Raw genomic sequence first — 20,906 nt, 5'->3', positions numbered from 1 at the left:
TTAAAGTAAGCTGTAACATAAACTTGTAAGGGAATCCCTTAGTTTATGTGACAGCTTTTTTGAGGTTGAATGGAGGAGATAGAAAATGGCAAAATTTGAAGAAGTGAGAAATGGTGTAATTTTTCCAAGTGGAGATAAGAATGAGACTTTCGCGCAATTTTTTGTTGGGCAAAGCTATTTAAAGACGCTTGTAGCTGATTCTGCTATAAATGTCGGTGTCGGAAATGTCACCTTTGAACCAGGATGCCGAAATAATTGGCATATTCACCATGATGGTTTCCAAATTTTATTAGTAACTGGTGGAGAAGGTTGGTATCAAGAAGAAGGAAAGGCAGCACAATTCCTACAGGCTGGGGATGTTGTTGTGACTCATGATGGTATAAAACATTGGCACGGAGCAACTAATGACAGTTGGTTTGAACATATTGCGATTACTGCGGGGACACCTGAGTGGTTAGAGGCTGTTTCCGATGCGGACTATTTATCATTAAAAAAATAAAGAAAGTAGGTTGCGAAAAATGAAAAAACAAACGGCGGATAGAAATAATTTAGGTGAATTCGCTCCTCAATTTGCTGCGTTAAACGATGATGTGTTATTTGGCGAAGTATGGGCACGTGAAGCAGAATTATCACCGAGAGATCGCAGTTTAATCACGGTTTCAAGTTTACTCACGCAAGGAGTACCACAACTAGAAGCTCATTTGAAAATTGCAAAAGAAAATGGTGTAACAAAAGAAGAAATAGTTGCATTAATTACACATCTTGCTTTCTATACTGGATGGCCAAAAGCGTGGTCAGCTTTTAATTTAGCAAAAGAAATTTTTGATAACAATGAAGACTAAAAAGAATTTCTTTTCGATGAAGTTGCTAGCTTTATTATCAGTTGCCTTAATCGTTAACTCGGCACCAGCTATTTCTGCCAATATCCCTGCCATTACTCAAAGTTTTAATAATGTAAATCCCGTATACGTAGGACTTTTAACAACAGTACCATCGTTATTTTTAATAGTCGGGGTCTTTTTAACTAGTGTGGTTGAGAAAATGATAGGAAGGAAATACACTATTATTTTAGGGCTAGTTATTGTTGGTTTTTTTGGAACGTTGCCTGCTTGGTTTCAAGGTAGTTTTCTCGTTCTATTTCTTTCAAGATGTCTACTAGGTTTAGGGATTGGGTTATTTAATCGGCTGCTTATTCAAATGATTAGTAGTTTGTATCAAAGCGACACTGGAAAAAAGGCAAAAGCGCTGGGGTTAGAAAGTGCTTGTGAAGGTCTTGGCGGTATTATTATGACGATTGGCGTTGGACAATTAATCAAAATAAGTTGGAATAGTTCTTTTTGGGTGTATAGTTTTGCAATTATAAGTTTGATTTTTGTTGCGATTTTCATTCCAAACCAACGAGTACAAACAGCGAGCAATGAAGAAAAAACTCAATCAAGCATGATTTCAAAGGAACGGAAAACTAGGTCAATTATTTTAGGATTTGTTTTATTCTGCATTGTCCTGCTATTTATAAATTATAATTTGCAAATCACACCGCTTTTGATTGAACAAGGCATAGGGGATGCTACAAATGGAAGTAACATGATTGCCGCTATTGGAGCTGGGGCCTTTATTGCAGGAAATTTATTCGGTAGAACATATACATATTTAAAAGGCTGGTTACTACCAATCGCAACTTTTACTGCAGGTCTGAGTATTTTCTTCACTAGCATTTCTACCTCTCTTATTTTCACGTTGGTTTGTTCGTTAGTTTTAGGATTTTCATTTCGTAATATTATGCCTTATTTTATGCACATACTTACTACTGGCGGCGAAAAAGTGGCTAAATTTGGCGCAACAATTGTTTTAGTAGCATATAATCTAGGCGCAACACTTTCTCCGTATGCTTCACAGATCATTTCTAGTTTTAGTGGTAACTCAAGCGCGGGTACTCAAATCGTAATTATGGGAATATCCTTAGGGTGCATTAGCGTTATTACACTAATTTTTCATAAATATATGACGGTTTAAAAAAGTGTGGAGGAGGAATTTAAATTGAATATTTCAGAAGTAGCGATTCGTCAAAATATTACCCCAGCAACATTACGGTATTATGAGCAACAAGGGCTTATTAAACCAATCAAACGAAATGCATCAGGAATAAGAGATTATTCTGCTGAAGATTTGAAGTGGATTGAATTTATTAAATGTATGCGCAGTGCAGGATTATCAATCGAGTCGTTAGCCCAATATACCGAGTTATTTCAATTAGGGGATGTTACTCTTGAAGAACGGAAAAAAATTCTTGATCTTGAATATGAAAAACTCTTAGAAAAACAAGCGCAAATAAATGAAACAGTCTCAAAATTAGGGTTTAAAATAAAAAATTATGAAGCAAAAATAAAACAATTTAGCTAATAGATGATTGTTAGAGACACCTGATAGATATAGGGTGTCTTTTTTTACAAACAGCCAAAAATAAAAACTTTCTGTCCAAGGGTTTACTTTTCCCTGTGAAGTTGCGTATAATATCACTAATTACTTTTTTATGAGTAGGTGATAAAAAAGTTAAATTTTCTGTTTTGTTAAACAATAATAAGGAGGTTTTCAAGTGGAAGCAAAGTTACAAGTAGGTGTGTTAGGTTTTGGGACGGTAGGAAGCGGCGTTATTCATATTTTAGAAGAGCACCAAGAAAAAATTAGTCAAGTAACTGGCTATCATATTTCTGTGAAAAAAGTGTTAGTCCGTAACTTAGAAAAGAATCGCCGTTATGAAACAAAAGGTTTTGAACTAACCACCAATCCGTCTGATGTACTGGATGATCCAGAAATTGCTGTTGTTGTCGAGGTTATGGGCAGCATCACAACTGCGCGGGAATACATTTTGCAGGCCTTGAAAGCTGGAAAACATGTAGTAACTGCGAACAAAGATTTAATTGCACTTCACGGTGATGAATTAGTGGCAGTTGCACAAGCGAACAAATGTGATTTATTTTATGAAGCAAGTGTTGCTGGTGGCATTCCAATTTTACGTACGATTGTAAACAGCCTGGCAGCGGATAAAATTCAAAAAGTAATGGGTATTGTTAACGGGACGACCAATTTCATGCTAACAAAAATGACGACAGAGAAAAAGTCCTATGAAGAAGTTTTAGCAGAAGCCCAAGCATTAGGGTTTGCGGAATCCGATCCGACGAATGATGTGGACGGTATTGATGCGGCGAGAAAAATGGTTATTATGACTCGTCTAGCATTTGGAATGAATGTAGATTTAGATAACGTGGAAACAAATGGTATTCGCGGGATTTCCCCTGAAGATATTGAAGTCGCTTATCAATTAGGATATAAAATCAAATTAGTTGGTACAGCAGAAGAAACAAACGGCATGGTCAATGTCAATGTGGGACCAGTATTATTGCCAAAAGCGCATCCTCTTGCAGGCGTCAACTATGAAAATAATGCAGTATTTGTAACAGGAGCTGCTGTCGGGGAAACCATGTTTTATGGCCCTGGTGCAGGTGAATTACCAACCGCAACAAGTGTGGTCAGTGATTTAATTACCGTTGCTAAAAATAGTCGCCTAGGTACAAACGGTAATGCCTTCAATAGTTATAAACACGAAACAAAACATACACCAAAAGAACAAGTTTTCTCTAAATATTACCTTCGTCTAACAATGGACGATAAAACAGGTACCTTTCTTAAGTTAACGCAAATTTTTGCAGAAGCTGGAGTAGGATTCGACAAAATTTTACAACAACCATACGATGATTTTACAGCAACTGTAGTTATCGTGACACATTCAACAAGCCAAGCACAATTAGAACAAGCAATCGCTAGGGTGAAAAATGAGCCAGAAATGCAAATGCTCGCAAAATATTCCGTTGTGGAGGGTTAAAATATGTATAAAGGTTTACTCGAAAAATATAAAGAATATTTACCAGTAACAGAAAATACGCCAATGATTTCACTTGCAGAAGGGAATACACCATTAATTCCGCTACCAAATTTGTCCAAAGAACTTGGTGTCACTTTATACGGGAAATATGAGGGCTTAAATCCAACTGGTTCGTTTAAAGACCGCGGAATGGTGATGGCAGTTGCAAAAGCAAAAGAAGAAGGCGCGGAGGCAGTTATTTGTGCTTCGACGGGAAACACTTCAGCAGCAGCAGCAGCTTATGCAACACGCGCCGGTTTAAAAGCTTATATCGTTATTCCAGAAGGTAAAGTCGCGCTTGGAAAATTAGCGCAAGCTGTTATGTATGGTGCAGATATTATTTCTATTCAAGGGAATTTTGATGAAGCATTAAAATCTGTTCGAAAACTTGCTGAAACAGAAGCGGTAACGCTTGTGAACTCAGTGAATCCTTATCGTTTAGAAGGACAAAAAACAGCTGCATTTGAAATTTGTGAACAACTTGGCTCAGCGCCTGATGTACTTGCTATTCCAGTAGGTAACGCAGGGAATATTTCGGCTTACTGGAAAGGTTTCAAAGAATGGAACGATGCGCATAACTCTGGTCTTCCGAGAATGCACGGTTTTGAAGCAGAAGGTGCGGCTGCGATTGTTCAAGGGAAGGCGATTGCAAATCCAGAAACGATTGCTACAGCGATTCGGATTGGGAACCCAGCTAGTTGGGGACTTGCGGAAGCCGCTCGTGATGAATCCAAAGGTTATATCCATTCTGTTACCGATGATGAAATAGTAAATGCCTATAAAAAAATTGCCGCGCAAGATGGCGTTTTTATCGAACCAGGCTCGGCGGCATCATTAGCTGGAGTGATTCAACACGTAGCAAACGGAACCATTAAAAAAGGGGAAACCATTGTTTGTGTATTCACTGGGAACGGCTTAAAAGATCCCGATACTGCAATGAGCGTTCATGAAATTCCAATTTCTCATGTAGATGACATCGAAGCAATGCGTACACATCTTCGCGGAGGAGTGAAAGCTTAATGCGTATTCGAGTCCCCGCAACAACGGCCAACCTTGGTCCGGGTTTTGATTCATGTGGCTTAGCATTAACGCTATATTTAACATTAGATATCGGCGAGCGTGCTGAAGCGTGGTATGTTGAACACAATATCGGCGGGGGGATACCTCACGATGAAACAAACGTTATAATCGAGACAGCGCTAAACCTTGCGCCAAATCTCACGCCACATCATTTAACAATGACCTGTGATATTCCACCAGCACGTGGGCTTGGCAGTAGCTCGGCGGCAGTCGTTGCTGGAATTGAATTAGCTAACACGCTTGGAGAATTAAACCTATCTAAAGAAGAAAAGGTACGAATTGCAGCTGAAATAGAAGGACATCCAGATAATGTGGCGCCAGCTGTCCTAGGTAACTGGGTAGTAGGTGCAAAATTGGAGGGAGAAGATTTCTATGTGCGCCACCTGTTCCCAGATTGCGCTTTAATTGCCTTTATTCCTAAGACAGAGCTACTAACTTCTGAAAGTAGGGGCGTGCTACCTGATACACTTCCGTTTAAAGAAGCAGTGAAAGCTAGTAGTATTGCAAATGTCATGATTGCAGCCATTCTGCGTAATGATATGAAACTTGCTGGTGAAATGATGGAACGAGATTTATGGCATGAAAAATACCGCAGTAAGTTAGTTCCTCATTTAGCACAAATTCGAAATATCACTAAAAAACAAGGTGCATATGCAGCCTGTTTGAGTGGTGCTGGACCAACCGTTTTGGTTTTCGCTCCTCGTTCTACAGCTCAAAATATCCAAACATCACTACAAAACTTAGAAATCAATGCGGATGTGCTTCTCCTAGAGGTGGAAGGCAGTGGCGCAGAAATTTTTCGTTAAAATCGAGCTATGTCGCAATTAGGCATAGCTTTTTTATGTAGCGGAAAACTATAGGTCCCAATTTGTACAGCTCTATGATAAAATAGGAAAAGAGTTTAAAAAGTTAAAGGGAGCGGTCTTATGGCACAATTATTTTTCCGTTATGGTTCCATGAATAGTGGGAAAACCATTGAAATTCTAAAAGTCGCACATAATTACGAAGAACAAAATAAATCAGTGGTCATCTTTACATCTGGAATTGATGACAGGGATCAAGTCGGTTTCATTTCCAGTCGAATCGGATTAAAACGTGAAGCAATCCCTATTTTTAGCGATACAAATATTTACGAGGTAGTAGCAAGAATCACCCCTAAGCCAAGTTGCGTTTTGTTAGACGAATCACAGTTTTTAGAAAAAGAACATGTTTTTCAATTAGCGAAAATTGTAGACGATTTAAATATTCCTGTTATTGCGTATGGCTTAAAAAATGATTTTCGGAATGAACTTTTCGAAGGCTCCAAATATTTGTTATTATATGCAGATAAATTAGAAGAAATGAAAACAATTTGCTGGTTTTGTGCAAAAAAAGCAACGATGGTACTTCGCGTCGATGACAAAGGTAAGCCAGTTTATACAGGCGAGCAAATTATGATTGGCGGGAATGACCATTACTACCCAGTATGTCGCAAATGCCATGCCCATCCACCAATAAAATAATTTAAAGAGGTGTTGTAATAAAATGTATGATCGATTGCAAGCGGTGGAAGACCGTTACGATGAACTAAACGAACTACTTAGTGATCCGGATGTAGTATCAGACCCCAAAAGACTACGTGACTTGTCCAAAGAACAATCCGGAATCACGGCTACAGTAGAAACGTATCGTGAATATAAAAACGTGAATGCACAAATTGAAGAAACGAAAGAACTTTTAAGCGAAAAACTTGATGACGATATGCGTGAAATGGCAAAAGAAGAATTTGCAGAACTTCAAAAAGAAAAAGTAGACCTAGAAGAACGGCTTAAACTGCTCCTCGTTCCAAAAGATCCTAATGACGACAAAAACGTTATTCTAGAAATTCGCGGAGCAGCTGGTGGCGATGAAGCAGCTTTATTTGCAGGTGATTTGTTCCGGATGTATAGCAAATATGCGGAGTCACGCGGTTGGAAAGTAGAAATAATGGACGCTAACCCGACCGGAATTGGCGGTTACAAAGAAATTATCGCGATGATGAACGGAAACGATGCCTTTTCTCGGATGAAATATGAAAATGGAGCCCATCGCGTACAACGTGTTCCAGAGACCGAATCAGGCGGTCGTATCCATACGTCAACAGCGACAGTGGCTATTTTGCCAGAAGCTGAAGAAGTAGAAATCGAGTTGCATGATAAAGATATCCGGACAGATACATTTGCTTCGACTGGTGCGGGTGGACAAAGTGTCAATACAACCATGTCAGCGGTGCGTTTGACACATATTCCAACTGGAATTGTTGTTTCGATGCAAGATGAGCGCTCACAGTTGAAGAATAAAGACAAAGCAATGAAAGTCTTACGTGCACGTGTTTATGATAAATTCGAACGCGAAGCCAGGGAAGAGTATGACGCTAACCGTAAATCAGCAGTTGGAACAGGCGATCGCTCTGAACGTATCCGCACATATAATTATCCACAAAATCGTGTAACAGACCATCGCATTGGCTTAACCATTCAAAAACTAGATCAAATCATGGAAGGCAAGCTCGATGAAATTATTGATGCGCTAATCCTGGAAGATCAAACAAGTAAACTGGAGCATTTAAATGACGCAAATTAGTCAGTTGTTAAAAAATGCGGAGGCAATTTTGCTTGAAAAAGGATTAGATCAAAACGCTGCCGAAATTCTACTCGAAACAAGAATGGGACTTTCCCGTTCAGAACTTTGGATGGAAATTAACCGAGAGCTTGAGTCGAATCATAAAAAACAATTTCAAGAGGATTTTGAACGATATTTAGCAGGTGAGCCAGTGCAATATATCTTAAAAACAGCACCTTTTTATGGTTATGATTTTTTAGTGACCGAAGATGTGCTTATTCCGCGCCCGGAAACAGAAGAATTAGTCGCTTGTGCGGAAGCTTTTTTAAATAAGAATCCTTTACCAGCAGTGCTAGATGTCTGTACTGGTAGCGGCATTATTGCGATTGCACTAAAGAAAGCATTTCCCAATATAGCAATGACTGCTGCAGACATTTCAGGTCCAGCGCTTGCCATTGCGAAAAAGAATGCCTTATTGTTAAATGCGGATGTGCGCTTTGTTGAAACGGATTTGCTTGAAGCATTCAAACAACATGGCGAGCATTTCGATATGATTTTAGCTAATCCGCCATATATTTCAGAAGCTGAAAAAGAAACAATGTCAGATTACGTTTTAAAAAATGAGCCAGCGCTTGCTCTTTTTGCAGAGAATGATGGTTTTGCAATCTATGAACGTTTTGTAGCTGACCTGAAATTTGTCTTAAATCCTTCTTTTTGGGTGGGAGTAGAAATAGGTTATACACAAGGGGAAAAAGTAAAACAATTATTCCAAAAAAGTTATCCACATTCCGCTGTGGTTATCCACAAAGATATAAATTCCAAAGATCGCTATGTAACATGCTCAAATATATTGATATAAAGACGTTTCCGTAATGGGGACGTCATTTTTATTTTTAAGTTATCCACAAAACTGTGGATAAAATGTTGTGCAAAAAAATTTTTTAATCAAATTTTAATAAATAAAATGGCTTTTTTACTTATCTTTACGAATTATCCACAATTCACAATAAGTTATCCCCATTGACAAAGTTATTATCCACAGTTTGGGGATAACTCGTGTTTAAAATCAACAAAATACAAAAAATAAAAAACAATGCTGTAAAAATAAACAAGAAAACGTTAAAATATAGTAGAAGTTATGTAAAGGGGACTGGAATTTAATGCAAACCATCCATTGGAAAATAAATAAGCAACAATCAAATAAATCAGTTTATGAAAAAGCGGCTAAACTGCTACAAAATGGCGAGTGTGTAGCCTTTCCAACTGAAACGGTATATGGTTTAGGAGCAGATGCGACGAATCAGGCAGCGATAAAAAAAATATATATGGCAAAGGGACGTCCTTCTGATAACCCACTTATTGTCCACATTGCTAGTCGTGAGCAGATGGATATTTTTGTAGCAAGTTATCCACAAAAAGCCATGCAACTAATGGAAAATTTCTGGCCAGGCCCGTTAACAGTTATTCTCCCTTTAAAAAAAGATACCTTAGCGAGCAATGTTTCGGCCGGTTTATCCACAGTAGGAGTGCGGATGCCTGAACATCCTGTAAGTTTGGCATTAATTAAAGAAGCTGGCCTCCCAGTTGCTGCCCCAAGTGCTAATCGTTCAGGTAAACCAAGTCCAACCACTGCAAGTCATGTTATAGAAGATTTAGATGGAGAAATTGCTGGAATTATTGATGGGGGCGAAACAGGAGTAGGTGTAGAATCTACTGTAATTGATTGTTCAGCAGAAATTCCTGTAATACTTCGACCAGGCGGTATTACTAAAGAGCAAATTGAGCAAATTATTGGTCCAGTCGAATTAGCGACCAATGATACAAAAGAAACAGAAAAACCAAAAGCACCAGGCATGAAATACACACATTACGCCCCTAAAGCACCAGTTTATTTAATTGAAGGTTCAAAAGAATTTTGGCAAAAGGAAATAAATAAAGCAGAAGCTGCCCATAAAAAAATAGGAATATTAGCGACCGAAGAACTTATCGAAGGATTAACTACAAATGCAATTATCCAATCAACGGGAAGTATTAGTTCAATGGCAGAAATTGCTAACCAACTTTACAAAGGACTACGAGCGTTTGATCATGTGGAAGTTGATATGATTTTTGCAGAAGTCTATCCTGAAACAGAATTAGGAGCTGCAGTAATGAATCGTTTAGAAAAAGCAGCTGGAAATCGGAGGATTAGCGAATGAATATTTTATTTGTATGCACCGGAAACACATGCAGAAGCCCTCTAGCTGAAAAAATTTTAAAGGAAATAAGACCAGATTTAGAAGTTCGTTCAGCGGGAACTCATGCAATAACTGGAGCTGCGATTTCTGAAAATTCACGAGAAATTCTTGAACAAATGAGTTTAGATACAAGCCACCAAGCTAAAAATATTGATCAAACAGATATTAACTGGGCGGAAGAAATTTATGTTATGACAACAATTCATTTGCAAGAACTAAAAAATCGCTTTCCAAAAGCAAAAGATAAAATCAAACTTATCTCACTGGATGAAACAGATATTCCTGATCCATATGGCGGATCTATCGAGCAGTATGAAATAACCTATTATGAGCTAAAAAGTGCAATTTCCGAACGTTTTTTATAAGTGAAGCGCTTCACTATCGGATTTTGCGTTTTTTTGTTCTAAAATGCTTGCTTTTCTAGTGATTTTAAGTAATTATTAGAGATAATACATAATAGTTCACTTGAAAAATTTATCAGAAAAGGATGGGGTCCACAGATGGTCTATTTACAAAGGCAAGATAAGGAAGTTTTTGATGCAATTAAGTTAGAACTTGGTAGACAACGTGCAAATATCGAATTAATCGCATCTGAGAATTTTGTTAGTGAGCAAGTAATGGAAGCAATGGGATCTGTACTAACGAATAAATATGCAGAAGGCTATCCAGGAAAACGTTATTATGGTGGATGTGAATTTGTTGATATTGTGGAAGATTTAGCGCGTGACCGGGCGAAAAAATTATTTGGTGCTGAATATGCTAATGTTCAACCTCACTCAGGTGCTCAAGCAAATATGGCTGTTTACCATGCTGTTCTTGAACCAGGGGATACAGTTCTTGGTATGAATCTCTCACATGGGGGGCATTTAACTCATGGTAGTCCGGTGAATTTTAGTGGCGCATTATACCATTTTGTTGAGTATGGTGTTCGCGAAGATACAAAACAAATTGATTATGATATTGTTCGTGAGGCAGCTCTAAAGCATAAACCCAAAATGATTGTTGCTGGGGCAAGCGCATATCCTCGAAGCATTGATTTTGCTAAATTCCGTAAAATCGCGGATGAAGTCGGCGCGTACTTAATGGTTGATATGGCGCATATCGCTGGTCTTGTTGCAGCAGGCTTACATCAAAATCCAGTTCCTTATGCAGACTTTACAACGACCACCACACATAAAACGCTTCGTGGACCTCGCGGTGGAATGATTTTAGCAAAAGCAGAATGGGAAGCGAAATTAAACAAATCCATTTTCCCTGGGATTCAAGGTGGACCGCTAATGCATGTTATCGCAGCAAAAGCAGTAGCATTTGGCGAAGCGCTTCAACCAGAATTCACTACTTATTGCGAACAAATTATTCGAAATTCGAAAAAATTAGCGGAAACTTTAGAAGCGAACAATGTTCCTGTTTTAACTGGTGGATCGGATAATCATTTATTATTAATTGATTTAAAACCGCTTGGCTTAACTGGGAAAGCTGCCGAAAAAGTGCTAGATGAAGTTGGTATTACTGTTAATAAAAATACCATTCCATTTGAAACAGAAAGTCCATTTGTGACTAGTGGTATTCGTGTAGGTGTTGCCGCTGTTACTACGCGAGGCTTTGATGAAGTTGCTATTGAAAAAGTTGGCGTGTTGATTTCAGAAGTACTTCATAATTTAGATGACGAAGAAGTTTTAGCTAGCGTAAAAGCACGCGTAGGAATTTTAACTAATGAATATCCGCTTTATCCAAGTTTATAAAATAAGTAATCCGGTTTTTTCTATAAATACTAGAGAAAACCGGTTTTTTTCGTGTGGGACAAATTAATCCTTGCACTTGTGTCCTGTTCTGATACAATAAGAGAAGGAAATTTTCAATATCAAAGGAGCGAGCGAATCGATGGCAAATGTACATGTTATAAATCACCCGTTAGTACAACACAAACTAACAATTATTCGAGATAAAAATACTGGAACAAAAGCATTCCGCGAACTTGTAGATGAAGTCGCAACACTGATGGCTTATGAAATCACAAGAGATATGGAGTTAGAAGATACTCAAGTAGAAACACCACTACAAACAACGACAGCAAAAACACTTACGGGTAAAAAACTTGGTGTTGTGCCAATTCTTAGAGCGGGACTTGGAATGCAAGACGGTATTTTAAAACTAATCCCAGCTGCAAAAGTAGGGCATGTTGGTCTTTATCGTGATCATGATACACTTGAACCAGTAGAATATTTTGTGAAATTACCTTCTGACGTAGAAGAACGCCTTTTCATCGTTGTAGACCCAATGCTTGCAACAGGCGGATCTGCAATCATGGCAATTGACTGTCTGAAAAAACGTGGTGCTCGCAATATGAAATTCATGTGTCTAGTAGCTGCTCCAGAAGGCGTTAAAGCTCTTCAAGAAGCTCATCCAGACGTAGAAATTTATGTAGCTGGCTTAGATGAGAAGCTAGACGAGAATGGTTATATCCGTCCAGGCTTAGGAGATGCTGGCGATAGATTATTTGGAACTAAATAATTAACAATCTCCTCGATTTAGTGAGATAAGGAATTTATTACCAGCATTACTTTAAAATAAGTAGGCTGAAGAATTTTTTGTCGAGCTATTTCAGAGGAGTTTTTTTATGAGGAGGATGTCGTTTGGCTAAGATTAAAGTGATGAGTATTTTTGGAACAAGACCAGAGGCAATTAAGATGGCACCACTGGTTTTAGCATTAGAAAAAGAACCAGAAACATTTGAATCAACTGTAGTCATAACAGCACAACATCGGGAAATGCTAGACCAAGTACTTGAAATTTTTCAAATAAAACCTGATATAGATTTAGATATAATGAAAAAAGGTCAGACGCTCGCGGATATTACTTCTCGTGTGATGAATGGCATTAATGAAGTAATCGCTGCTGAGAATCCAGATATCGTATTAGTCCATGGTGATACAACGACTAGTTTTGCTGCAGGGTTAGCTGCATTTTATCAACAAAAAAAACTTGGACATGTGGAAGCTGGTCTTAGAACATGGAATAAGTATTCGCCGTTTCCAGAAGAAATGAATCGCCAATTAACTGGAGTTTTAGCAGATATGCATTTTTCTCCAACAAAACAAGCGAAAGAAAATTTGTTAGCAGAAGGAAAAGATCCAGCTACTATTTTTGTTACAGGTAATACGGCGATTGATGCACTAAAAACAACTGTACAAAAAAATTATCATCATCCAATTCTGGAAAATCTTGGTAAAAATCGATTAATTTTAATGACGGCGCATCGCAGGGAGAATCTTGGAGCTCCTATGCAAGGAATGTTTGAAGCTGTTCGGGAAATTGTCGAAAGTCGTGAAGATGTGGAAATAGTATATCCGATGCACTTAAACCCGGAAGTGAGAGGGAAAGCCATTAAAATTCTTGGTGGTCATGACCGAATCCATTTGATTGAACCACTAGATGCTATTGATTTTCATAACTTTTTACGCAAAGCTTATCTTGTATTTACTGATTCGGGTGGTGTACAAGAAGAGGCTCCTGGAATGGGCGTACCAGTATTAGTATTACGTGATACCACTGAACGTCCAGAAGGAATCCAAGCTGGAACACTCAAACTAGTTGGGACGCAAAAAGAATCCCTGATAAAGGAAGCGTTAGATTTACTTGATAACCAGGAACTCCATGATAAAATGGCAAAAGCTGCAAATCCATATGGTGATGGTTTTGCAGCTAGCAGAATTCTAGAAGCAATCAAAAGTCAATTCAATGAAACGAAACGACCGGTTGATTTTATTAGTTAATGAATCAAAAAACTAGGCAATAAAAGTCTAGTTTTTTTCCTTTCTCTAGAATGAAAGCGCCTTATTGTTACAGATATGTTACACCCTCAAATTTCGCTAGTTCTTTTATATTACATGTGATAAGATGGACAATGTTATTAATATAAGAGCCCAAAAAATAGCTTTTTGGAAGCATAGGGATAGAAAACTGCTCTCAGTATTCATCACAATCCCGCCGGCGTGAGGTTTGCGCTGACTGAATTGGAATCTATACGGGCATTAGATATCAAAATGCATCTCACTTCTCGTGAGCATCGGCTGTTTTTTCCGTTCTTTTTCTTGGGAAAAGAACTTTCGGTCGCGAAATTTGCGAATAATCGTATCGAATTCTTTTACCAATTATGGTAGAAGTTTTTTTATTTATGCGAGAAAGATAGTTTTGGATGTTTTTGTGAAATCCCACACGAACAACCGTAAGTTTTCCTAATGATTACGGAGGTGTTGATTGCTGTTAAATAGACAAAAAAATTTCTGGCGGAGCAATCTAAGAAACGGATAAAATTTGAAATTAAAAAAACATCGAAAAAGTAAGCTATTCTTTTATGAATTGGTTGTGTTGTGGTACTATTAGTATTAGATATACGCACTATTTGTGAAAGTGTATTGACTTTTCTCTTTTGGCTGTTGTATGCTAAGAACTGACACGCTGATAAGGCTTTCATGTGTGTTTGGGATTGGAATGAATAAGGGGAAATGTGTCTACTTTCACAAGACGAACTTACTCCCTTGAGGTTTCAGATTGGTTACTTGGATAAAAATCTTTTTAAAAGAAAGGATTGCGCCCCGAATGTTAGAATCGCTAATTGGCATGTATCATCGTCACCAAAAGTATATGGTTCTTTTTATTGGTGTTTGTCTTTGTGGATGGTTTTTAACCCCTTATATACATATTTTTCTTGGGCTTAAATTGGGATTAATCGTCGGCTGGTTTAACTACTGGTTATTAATGAGGAGAACACAATCAATGACTAGAGCTGTGGCTGAAAACCGTTCTTTTTATGGTATGGGAATGACAGTCAGAATGGGAAGTGTGCTATTTGCTACAGTTATAGCGACGCAACTGCCGGAATATTTTCATGTTTATAGCATGGTAATCGGACTTGGGCTTGCATATGCCATTATTTTTCTAGATTTTTTTGCATATTCCATGTACCGCAGAAAAAAGTTTTTACAAAGAGAGGGGTGAACCTAATTGGAAGAGGAATTTCCAACGATAAGCCTATTGGGGATCGACTTTAATCTATCGAACATATTGATGATCACTGTAACTTGTGTCATCGTTCTCCTAATAGCCATTATCTGTACCAGAAATCTGCAACGGCGTCCTACTGGAAAGCAGAACTTCATTGAATGGGTTATGGATTTTGTTAGAGGTATTATCAAGAGTAATATGGATTGGAAAACCGGTGGGAGATTCCATGTGCTAGGCATTACGATATTAATGTTCGTATTTGTAGCTAATATGCTCGGACTACCATTTCAAATCGCAGTAGATGGCGAAGTTTGGTGGCGTTCCCCTACAGCAGATCCAATTGTCACATTAACACTTGCGATAATGGTTCTTGGTTTAACGCACTATTACGGTGTTAAAATGCGTGGTTTCAAGCATTACTTTGTTGGTACTTACTTAAGTCCAATGAAATTTTTATTCCCACTTAAATTAGTAGAGGAATTTGCTAATACATTAACGCTTGGTTTACGTCTTTACGGTAATATTTTTGCCGGCGAAGTTCTGTTAACCATTATTGCAACACAACTTGCTCATATTAATATATTTGTTGGTGTGCTTGCGATAATTCCTGCGATAGTTTGGCAAGGTTTTTCTGTCTTTATTGGGGCAATTCAAGCGTACATTTTCGCTATGCTGACAATGGTTTACATGTCACATAAGGTCAGTGACGAACATTAAACTAACTTTCATTTAAGTCACTCATAAAAATATTAAAAAATAATTTGGAAAAACTAGGAGGATAATTATATGTCATTAGGTGTTATTGCAGCTGCTATTGCTGTTGGATTAGGTGCATTAGGTGCGGGTATTGGTAATGGTCTTATTGTATCAAAAACTGTCGAGGGTGTTGCGCGTCAACCAGAAGCGCGTTCTATGCTACAATCAATCATGTTCGTTGGTGTTGCGTTAGTTGAGGCCCTTCCTATCATCGCTGTTGTTATTGCGTTCATGGTTATTAATAAATAATTAGAGAGTAATGGAGAATGCATCCATCTCTTTCTTTGGAACGAATAATTGAAGCGAATGTATAGAAAGGAGTGAACTGGCGTGTTACAACCACATTTAGTAATTGGTTCCGCGTTTACGTTTGGCGATTCATTCTTTACACTTTTTGCTTTCGCGATTTTGCTGGTTTTAATCCGAATCTATGCTTGGAAACCGCTTATGGGTATTATGAAAGAGCGTGAAGAGCATATTGGTTCTGAAATTGATGCAGCAGAAGAAAGTCGTGCACAGGCAGAACAATTACTTGCTGAACAAAAAAGTGTTTTACAACAAGCGCGTGTTGAATCTCAAACAATGATTGAGAATGCAAAACTGCTTGGTGAAAAAGAACGTGAAGAAATTGTAAAAACTGCTAGACGTGAATCAGAACGTATAAAAGAAGAAGCAAAAACTGATATTGCTCGTGAAAAAGAAGATGCTATTTCTGCGCTTCGTGAACAAGTCGGTTCATTATCAGTTCTTATTGCCTCGAAAGTCATCGAAAAAAATCTGGATGAAAAAGAACAATCTAATCTTATCCAAGATTATATCGAAAGGCTAGGGGATGGAAAATGAGTAAAGATTTGGAAGTTGCAGGTCGCTATGCCAATGCGCTTTTTCAAGTAGCACAAGATAATGATTTGGTAGATGTTTTTTCCGAAGAATTAAAGGAATTAAAATCAGCACTAAATGAAAATAAAGATTTTGTGAAATTACTTGAAAATCCTACTTTCACGACCGAGCAAAAGAAAAATCTTGCTAGCGCTGTTTTTGATACAGTAAACCCAACTTTAAAAGATTTTATTTTTCTTTTAATTGACCGTAATAGAGAAGATTATCTTTCTGTTATTGTAGATGTATATCAAAAACGCGTAAATGACTTGCGAGGAATTGCGGATGCAGATGTTTACTCTGTTGTCCCACTTTCTGAACAAGAACTTACGGCGCTCTCGAGAGTATTTGCTGCGAAAATGAACAAAACAAAATTAAACATTCAAAATCATATTGATAAATCCCTTCTTGGAGGAGTCAAAGTGGTTATTGGAACCCGCATATATGATGACAGTCTAAAAACGAAATTAAAAGACATGGAACGGCAAATTAAAGCTTAGTTCCCGTTTAACGAGGGGTGAAATTAATGAGCATTAAGGCTGAAGAGATCAGCTCAATCATAAAACAGCAGATTGAAAATTATCATTCAGAACTAAAAGTGAGTGATGTTGGTACCGTTACCTACATTGGTGATGGTATTGCACGTGCTCATGGACTTGATAATGCAATGGCTGGTGAATTGTTAGAGTTCTCAAATGGTGTAATGGGTATGGCCCAAAACTTAGAAACGAATGATGTTGGTATCATTATTTTAGGTCCTTACACGGAAATCCGCGAAGGCGATGAAGTTCGTCGTACCGGTAAAATTATGGAAGTTCCTGTTGGGGAAGCTCTTATTGGGCGTGTAGTTAACTCATTAGGTCAACCAGTTGATGGTTTAGGTCCAATTGAAACAACTGGAACTCGTCCGATTGAAGCGGTAGCGCCTGGAGTTATGCAACGTCAATCGGTTAATGAACCATTACAAACAGGGATTAAAGCAATTGATGCACTTGTTCCAATTGGTCGTGGTCAACGTGAATTAATCATCGGTGACCGTCAAACAGGTAAAACATCTGTTGCAATCGATACTATTCTAAACCAAGCTGATCAAGATATGATTTGTATCTATGTTGCAATTGGTCAAAAAGAATCAACTGTTCGTAATGCGGTAGAAACTTTGCGTCATCACGGTGCGCTTGATTATACAATCGTTGTTACTGCGGCAGCTTCTCAACCGGCGCCACTTTTATATTTGGCTCCTTATGCTGGTGTTGCAATGGCTGAAGAATTCATGTATAACGGCAAACACGTATTAGTTGTATATGATGATTTATCTAAACAAGCAGCTGCTTATCGTGAGCTGTCCCTATTACTTCGTCGTCCTCCAGGTCGTGAAGCTTATCCAGGGGATGTTTTCTACTTGCACTCGCGTTTACTTGAACGTGCTGCGAAATTAAATGATAGCTTAGGTGGCGGGTCCATCACAGCTCTTCCATTCGTAGAAACACAAGCCGGGGATATTTCTGCTTATATTCCTACAAACGTTATTTCCATTACTGATGGTCAAATCTTCTTGCAATCGGATTTATTCTTCTCCGGAGTACGTCCAGCTATTAATGCCGGTCTTTCTGTATCCCGTGTTGGTGGATCTGCGCAAATTAAAGCAATGAAAACTGTTGCCGGAACACTTCGTCTAGATCTTGCAGCTTACCGTGAGCTAGAATCATTCTCGCAATTCGGTTCGGACTTAGATGCAGCTACTCGTGCGAAACTAGAACGTGGTAAACGTACAGTAGAAGTTCTAAAACAAGATTTACACAAACCTTTGAAAGTTGAAAAACAAGTATTGATTCTTTATGCGCTTGTTCATAAATATCTGGATGATGTACCAGTTCATGATGTGCTGCGTTTTGAGTCTGAAATGAATACATGGTTTGATCATAATCGTCCAGAGCTTTTGGAAGAAATTCGTACAACGAAAAAACTTCCTGATGAAGCAAAACTTGAGGCGGCATTAAAAGAATTTAAAAATACATTTGTTCCTTCTGAAGAAAAATAATTTAGGCACGGAATAAATTCAAAGGTGGTGAAAATCTTTGGCATCTTTAATCGATATCAAACAACGAATAACCTCTACTCGTAAAACAAGTCAAATTACAAAAGCAATGCAAATGGTTTCAGCAGCTAAACTAGGTCGTGCAGAATCAAATGCTCGTTCATATGAGCCATATGTTTCTAAAATTAAAGACGTAGTGACACATGTTGCTAGCACTGGCAACAGTAGCGATCATCCAATGCTTGTATCAAGACCTGTTCATCGTACTGGGTATATCGTACTTACTTCTGATACAGGACTTGCAGGTTCTTACAATAGTTCTGTTATTAAAGAGGTATTTCAAGAAATTAATAAAAAGCATAAGTCTAGTGATGAATATGCAATAATCACTGTGGGAAGATCCGCTCGTGACTTCTTTAAAGCGCGTCAAATGAACGTTGTTTTAGAAGTACAAGGTATTACGGATCATCCGGTATTTGCGGAAATTAAAGATATTGCTAGTAACACAGTTCAAATGTTTGAAGATGGTGTTTATGACGAGGTTTTCATTTACTATAATCACCATATCAATTCTATTTCTAGTGAGCTGAGAAAAGAGCAATTGCTACCACTTACAGAATTTCACGAAAAAGGTACAGAAACGGATGCTGTTTTAACTACATACGAATTTGAACCTTCTGAACAAGAAATTCTGGAAGTATTATTACCGCAATATGTCGAAAGCCTAATTTTCGGAGCACTTCTGGATGCCAAAGCCGCTGAACATGCTGCCCGTATGACTGCCATGAGAAGCGCGACAGATAATGCATCCGATTTAATCAGTGACTTATCACTACAATATAATCGTGCTCGCCAAGCTGCGATCACGCAAGAAATTACCGAAATCGTCGGAGGAGCAGCCGCACTAGAATAAGAGTCGGCGTTTCTTATAGCGTCCCAATGTTGGGAAGGTAAGTGAGGAGGAATAATTGCATGTCTAAAGGACAAGTAATCCAAGTTATGGGTCCAGTTGTAGACGTTAAATTTGAAGGTGGAAATTTACCTGAAATCTACAACGCCCTAGTTATTGAATATAAATCTGATGCAGAAGAAGCGCCAACTAGCCATCTTACTTTAGAAGTAGCCATTCAATTAGGTGATGACGTTGTTCGTACAATTGCAATGGCATCAACTGATGGTGTTCAAAGAGGTATGGAAGTTATTGATACTGGAAGCCCTATTACAGTTCCAGTTGGTACAGTAACACTTGGTCGTGTATTTAACGTATTAGGAAACACTATCGATTTGGATGAGCCACTTCCAAACGATATCAAACGGAATAAAATTCACCGTGAAGCTCCAACGTTTGACCAATTAGCAACAACTACTGAAATCCTTGAAACAGGAATTAAAGTTGTAGACTTGCTTGCCCCATATTTAAAAGGTGGTAAGATTGGCTTATTCGGTGGAGCAGGTGTTGGTAAAACCGTTTTAATCCAAGAACTTATTCATAATATCGCGCAAGAACATGGTGGTATTTCTGTGTTCGCTGGTGTTGGAGAACGTACTCGTGAAGGGAACGATCTTTACTTTGAAATGAAAGACTCTGGTGTAATTGAAAAAACTGCCATGGTATTTGGCCAAATGAACGAACCACCAGGTGCTCGTATGCGTGTAGCTTTAACAGGTCTTACAATTGCTGAATATTTCCGTGATGAAGAACACCAAGATGTACTTCTATTCATTGATAATATTTTCCGTTTTACTCAAGCTGGTTCAGAGGTTTCGGCTTTACTAGGTCGTATGCCATCTGCAGTAGGTTATCAACCAACCCTAGCTACCGAAATGGGACAATTACAAGAACGTATCACTTCAACTAATGTTGGTTCTGTTACTTCTATTCAAGCGATTTACGTGCCAGCCGATGATTATACTGACCCAGCTCCGGCAACCACTTTCGCCCATCTAGATGCAACCACTAACTTAGAACGTAAATTAACTGAACAAGGTATTTACCCTGCGGTAGACCCGCTTGCTTCCACATCACGTGCACTTTCTCCAGATATCGTTGGGGAAGAACACTATGCAGTAGCAACGGAAGTACAACGCTTATTACAACGATACAAAGAACTTCAAGATATCATTGCAATCTTAGGTATGGATGAATTATCCGATGAAGATAAACAATCCGTTTCTCGTGCGCGTCGTGTACAATTCTTCTTATCACAAAATTTCCACGTAGCAGAACAATTTACAGGTCAAAAAGGTTCTTACGTTCCTGTTAAAGAAACTGTTAAAGGATTTAAAGACTTGTTAGCCGGAAAATACGACCATATTCCAGAAGATGCTTTCCGTTCAGTTGGCCGCATTGAGGATGTTCTTGAAAAAGCAAAAGACATGGGCGTTGAAGTCTGATAAAAACAGGAGGAAATAC

The 20,906-nt window shown here is 38.3% G+C and carries 23 protein-coding genes; all 23 read left to right on the top strand.

Translation table 11 applies throughout. From position 1 onward, the window contains the following. Positions 1–85 precede the first annotated feature (85 nt). Positions 86–499 (top strand): cupin domain-containing protein, encoded by a 414-nt coding sequence (locus JL53_RS13655; protein ID WP_038407900.1) that lies wholly within the window; start codon positions 86–88, stop codon positions 497–499. A 19-nt stretch (positions 500–518) separates the two neighbouring features. Then, positions 519–842, top strand: coding sequence for a carboxymuconolactone decarboxylase family protein (locus JL53_RS13650; protein ID WP_038407899.1), 324 nt, complete (start codon positions 519–521; stop codon positions 840–842). A 16-nt stretch (positions 843–858) separates the two neighbouring features. Then, complete coding sequence (locus tag JL53_RS13645; protein WP_234288519.1) at positions 859–2,013, top strand: MFS transporter; 1,155 nt, start codon at positions 859–861, stop codon at positions 2,011–2,013. 24 nt (positions 2,014–2,037) lie between these two features. Next, positions 2,038–2,400 (top strand): MerR family transcriptional regulator, encoded by a 363-nt coding sequence (locus tag JL53_RS13640; RefSeq protein ID WP_003720864.1) that lies wholly within the window; start codon positions 2,038–2,040, stop codon positions 2,398–2,400. A gap of 193 nt (positions 2,401–2,593) precedes the next feature. Beyond that, on the top strand, positions 2,594–3,880 hold the full coding sequence (locus tag JL53_RS13635) for a homoserine dehydrogenase (RefSeq protein WP_003720863.1): 1,287 nt from the start codon (positions 2,594–2,596) through the stop codon (positions 3,878–3,880). Positions 3,881–3,883: 3 nt separating this feature from the next. Next, the gene (thrC, locus tag JL53_RS13630; RefSeq protein ID WP_038407897.1) at positions 3,884–4,939 is read left to right on the top strand and encodes a threonine synthase; all 1,056 of its coding nucleotides are present in this window, start codon (positions 3,884–3,886) and stop codon (positions 4,937–4,939) included. After that, a complete protein-coding gene (thrB, locus tag JL53_RS13625) occupies positions 4,939–5,805 on the top strand; it encodes a homoserine kinase (protein ID WP_003721174.1) in 867 nt (288 codons plus the stop codon). Before thrC ends, thrB begins: the two co-directional genes overlap by 1 nt. 120 nt (positions 5,806–5,925) lie before the next feature. After that, entirely contained in the window at positions 5,926–6,501 is a 576-nt protein-coding gene (locus JL53_RS13620) for a thymidine kinase (RefSeq protein WP_038407895.1), read from the top strand. A 22-nt stretch (positions 6,502–6,523) separates the two neighbouring features. Then, complete coding sequence (prfA, locus tag JL53_RS13615; RefSeq protein WP_014093751.1) at positions 6,524–7,600, top strand: peptide chain release factor 1; 1,077 nt, start codon at positions 6,524–6,526, stop codon at positions 7,598–7,600. After that, positions 7,587–8,438 carry a peptide chain release factor N(5)-glutamine methyltransferase gene (gene prmC / locus JL53_RS13610; RefSeq protein ID WP_038407894.1) on the top strand — a complete coding sequence of 284 codons (852 nt, stop codon included), beginning with the start codon at positions 7,587–7,589 and terminating at the stop codon, positions 8,436–8,438. The genes prfA and prmC overlap by 14 nt, the downstream gene beginning before the upstream one ends. Before the next feature lie 301 nt (positions 8,439–8,739). After that, complete coding sequence (locus tag JL53_RS13605) at positions 8,740–9,777, top strand: L-threonylcarbamoyladenylate synthase (RefSeq protein ID WP_003720859.1); 1,038 nt, start codon at positions 8,740–8,742, stop codon at positions 9,775–9,777. Beyond that, positions 9,774–10,181, top strand: a complete 408-nt coding sequence (locus JL53_RS13600; RefSeq protein WP_038407893.1) for a low molecular weight protein arginine phosphatase — start codon at positions 9,774–9,776, stop codon at positions 10,179–10,181. Before JL53_RS13605 ends, JL53_RS13600 begins: the two co-directional genes overlap by 4 nt. A 135-nt stretch (positions 10,182–10,316) precedes the next feature. After that, a complete protein-coding gene (gene glyA, locus JL53_RS13595) occupies positions 10,317–11,558 on the top strand; it encodes a serine hydroxymethyltransferase (RefSeq protein WP_038407892.1) in 1,242 nt (413 codons plus the stop codon). Between the two features lie 139 nt (positions 11,559–11,697). Continuing rightward, positions 11,698–12,327: a uracil phosphoribosyltransferase gene (gene upp, locus JL53_RS13590; RefSeq protein WP_003720854.1), complete on the top strand. Its 630-nt coding sequence runs from the start codon at positions 11,698–11,700 to the stop codon at positions 12,325–12,327. A gap of 122 nt (positions 12,328–12,449) precedes the next feature. Next, on the top strand, positions 12,450–13,589 hold the full coding sequence (wecB, locus tag JL53_RS13585) for a non-hydrolyzing UDP-N-acetylglucosamine 2-epimerase (protein ID WP_038407891.1): 1,140 nt from the start codon (positions 12,450–12,452) through the stop codon (positions 13,587–13,589). Positions 13,590–14,415: 826 nt separating this feature from the next. After that, the gene (locus tag JL53_RS13580; RefSeq protein WP_038408261.1) at positions 14,416–14,814 is read left to right on the top strand and encodes an ATP synthase subunit I; all 399 of its coding nucleotides are present in this window, start codon (positions 14,416–14,418) and stop codon (positions 14,812–14,814) included. 6 nt (positions 14,815–14,820) lie between these two features. Further along, on the top strand, positions 14,821–15,537 hold the full coding sequence (atpB, locus tag JL53_RS13575) for a F0F1 ATP synthase subunit A (protein ID WP_003720850.1): 717 nt from the start codon (positions 14,821–14,823) through the stop codon (positions 15,535–15,537). 69 nt (positions 15,538–15,606) lie between these two features. Next, on the top strand, positions 15,607–15,825 hold the full coding sequence (atpE, locus tag JL53_RS13570) for a F0F1 ATP synthase subunit C (RefSeq protein WP_003720849.1): 219 nt from the start codon (positions 15,607–15,609) through the stop codon (positions 15,823–15,825). Between the two features lie 81 nt (positions 15,826–15,906). Further along, positions 15,907–16,419 carry a F0F1 ATP synthase subunit B gene (gene atpF, locus JL53_RS13565; protein WP_003720848.1) on the top strand — a complete coding sequence of 171 codons (513 nt, stop codon included), beginning with the start codon at positions 15,907–15,909 and terminating at the stop codon, positions 16,417–16,419. Further along, positions 16,416–16,955, top strand: a complete 540-nt coding sequence (locus JL53_RS13560; protein ID WP_003720847.1) for a F0F1 ATP synthase subunit delta — start codon at positions 16,416–16,418, stop codon at positions 16,953–16,955. Before atpF ends, JL53_RS13560 begins: the two co-directional genes overlap by 4 nt. A 26-nt stretch (positions 16,956–16,981) precedes the next feature. Then, the gene (gene atpA, locus JL53_RS13555) at positions 16,982–18,496 is read left to right on the top strand and encodes a F0F1 ATP synthase subunit alpha (protein WP_003720846.1); all 1,515 of its coding nucleotides are present in this window, start codon (positions 16,982–16,984) and stop codon (positions 18,494–18,496) included. 37 nt (positions 18,497–18,533) lie between these two features. Then, positions 18,534–19,406, top strand: coding sequence for a F0F1 ATP synthase subunit gamma (locus JL53_RS13550; RefSeq protein WP_038407889.1), 873 nt, complete (start codon positions 18,534–18,536; stop codon positions 19,404–19,406). 59 nt (positions 19,407–19,465) lie between these two features. Then, entirely contained in the window at positions 19,466–20,887 is a 1,422-nt protein-coding gene (atpD, locus tag JL53_RS13545) for a F0F1 ATP synthase subunit beta (RefSeq protein WP_038407888.1), read from the top strand. The last annotated feature ends 19 nt before the right edge of the window (positions 20,888–20,906 follow it).

The organism is Listeria ivanovii subsp. londoniensis (assembly GCF_000763495.1).
Lineage (GTDB): Bacteria > Bacillota > Bacilli > Lactobacillales > Listeriaceae > Listeria > Listeria londoniensis.
This window is presented reverse-complemented; position numbering and strand designations above follow the sequence as displayed.

What these genes read in the sequence shown, in the direction of transcription:
- prfA (WP_014093751.1), top strand. Translation starts at nt 6,524, where the DNA reads ATGTATGATCGATTGCAAGCGGTGGAAGACCGTTACGATGAACTAAAC.
- JL53_RS13655 (WP_038407900.1), top strand. Translation starts at nt 86, where the DNA reads ATGGCAAAATTTGAAGAAGTGAGAAATGGTGTAATTTTTCCAAGTGGA.
- atpA (WP_003720846.1), top strand. Translation starts at nt 16,982, where the DNA reads ATGAGCATTAAGGCTGAAGAGATCAGCTCAATCATAAAACAGCAGATT.
- JL53_RS13560 (WP_003720847.1), top strand. Translation starts at nt 16,416, where the DNA reads ATGAGTAAAGATTTGGAAGTTGCAGGTCGCTATGCCAATGCGCTTTTT.
- thrC (WP_038407897.1), top strand. Translation starts at nt 3,884, where the DNA reads ATGTATAAAGGTTTACTCGAAAAATATAAAGAATATTTACCAGTAACA.
- JL53_RS13605 (WP_003720859.1), top strand. Translation starts at nt 8,740, where the DNA reads ATGCAAACCATCCATTGGAAAATAAATAAGCAACAATCAAATAAATCA.
- glyA (WP_038407892.1), top strand. Translation starts at nt 10,317, where the DNA reads ATGGTCTATTTACAAAGGCAAGATAAGGAAGTTTTTGATGCAATTAAG.
- JL53_RS13580 (WP_038408261.1), top strand. Translation starts at nt 14,416, where the DNA reads ATGTTAGAATCGCTAATTGGCATGTATCATCGTCACCAAAAGTATATG.
- prmC (WP_038407894.1), top strand. Translation starts at nt 7,587, where the DNA reads ATGACGCAAATTAGTCAGTTGTTAAAAAATGCGGAGGCAATTTTGCTT.
- JL53_RS13620 (WP_038407895.1), top strand. Translation starts at nt 5,926, where the DNA reads ATGGCACAATTATTTTTCCGTTATGGTTCCATGAATAGTGGGAAAACC.
- upp (WP_003720854.1), top strand. Translation starts at nt 11,698, where the DNA reads ATGGCAAATGTACATGTTATAAATCACCCGTTAGTACAACACAAACTA.
- JL53_RS13645 (WP_234288519.1), top strand. Translation starts at nt 859, where the DNA reads ATGAAGTTGCTAGCTTTATTATCAGTTGCCTTAATCGTTAACTCGGCA.
- atpD (WP_038407888.1), top strand. Translation starts at nt 19,466, where the DNA reads ATGTCTAAAGGACAAGTAATCCAAGTTATGGGTCCAGTTGTAGACGTT.
- atpE (WP_003720849.1), top strand. Translation starts at nt 15,607, where the DNA reads ATGTCATTAGGTGTTATTGCAGCTGCTATTGCTGTTGGATTAGGTGCA.
- JL53_RS13650 (WP_038407899.1), top strand. Translation starts at nt 519, where the DNA reads ATGAAAAAACAAACGGCGGATAGAAATAATTTAGGTGAATTCGCTCCT.
- thrB (WP_003721174.1), top strand. Translation starts at nt 4,939, where the DNA reads ATGCGTATTCGAGTCCCCGCAACAACGGCCAACCTTGGTCCGGGTTTT.
- JL53_RS13600 (WP_038407893.1), top strand. Translation starts at nt 9,774, where the DNA reads ATGAATATTTTATTTGTATGCACCGGAAACACATGCAGAAGCCCTCTA.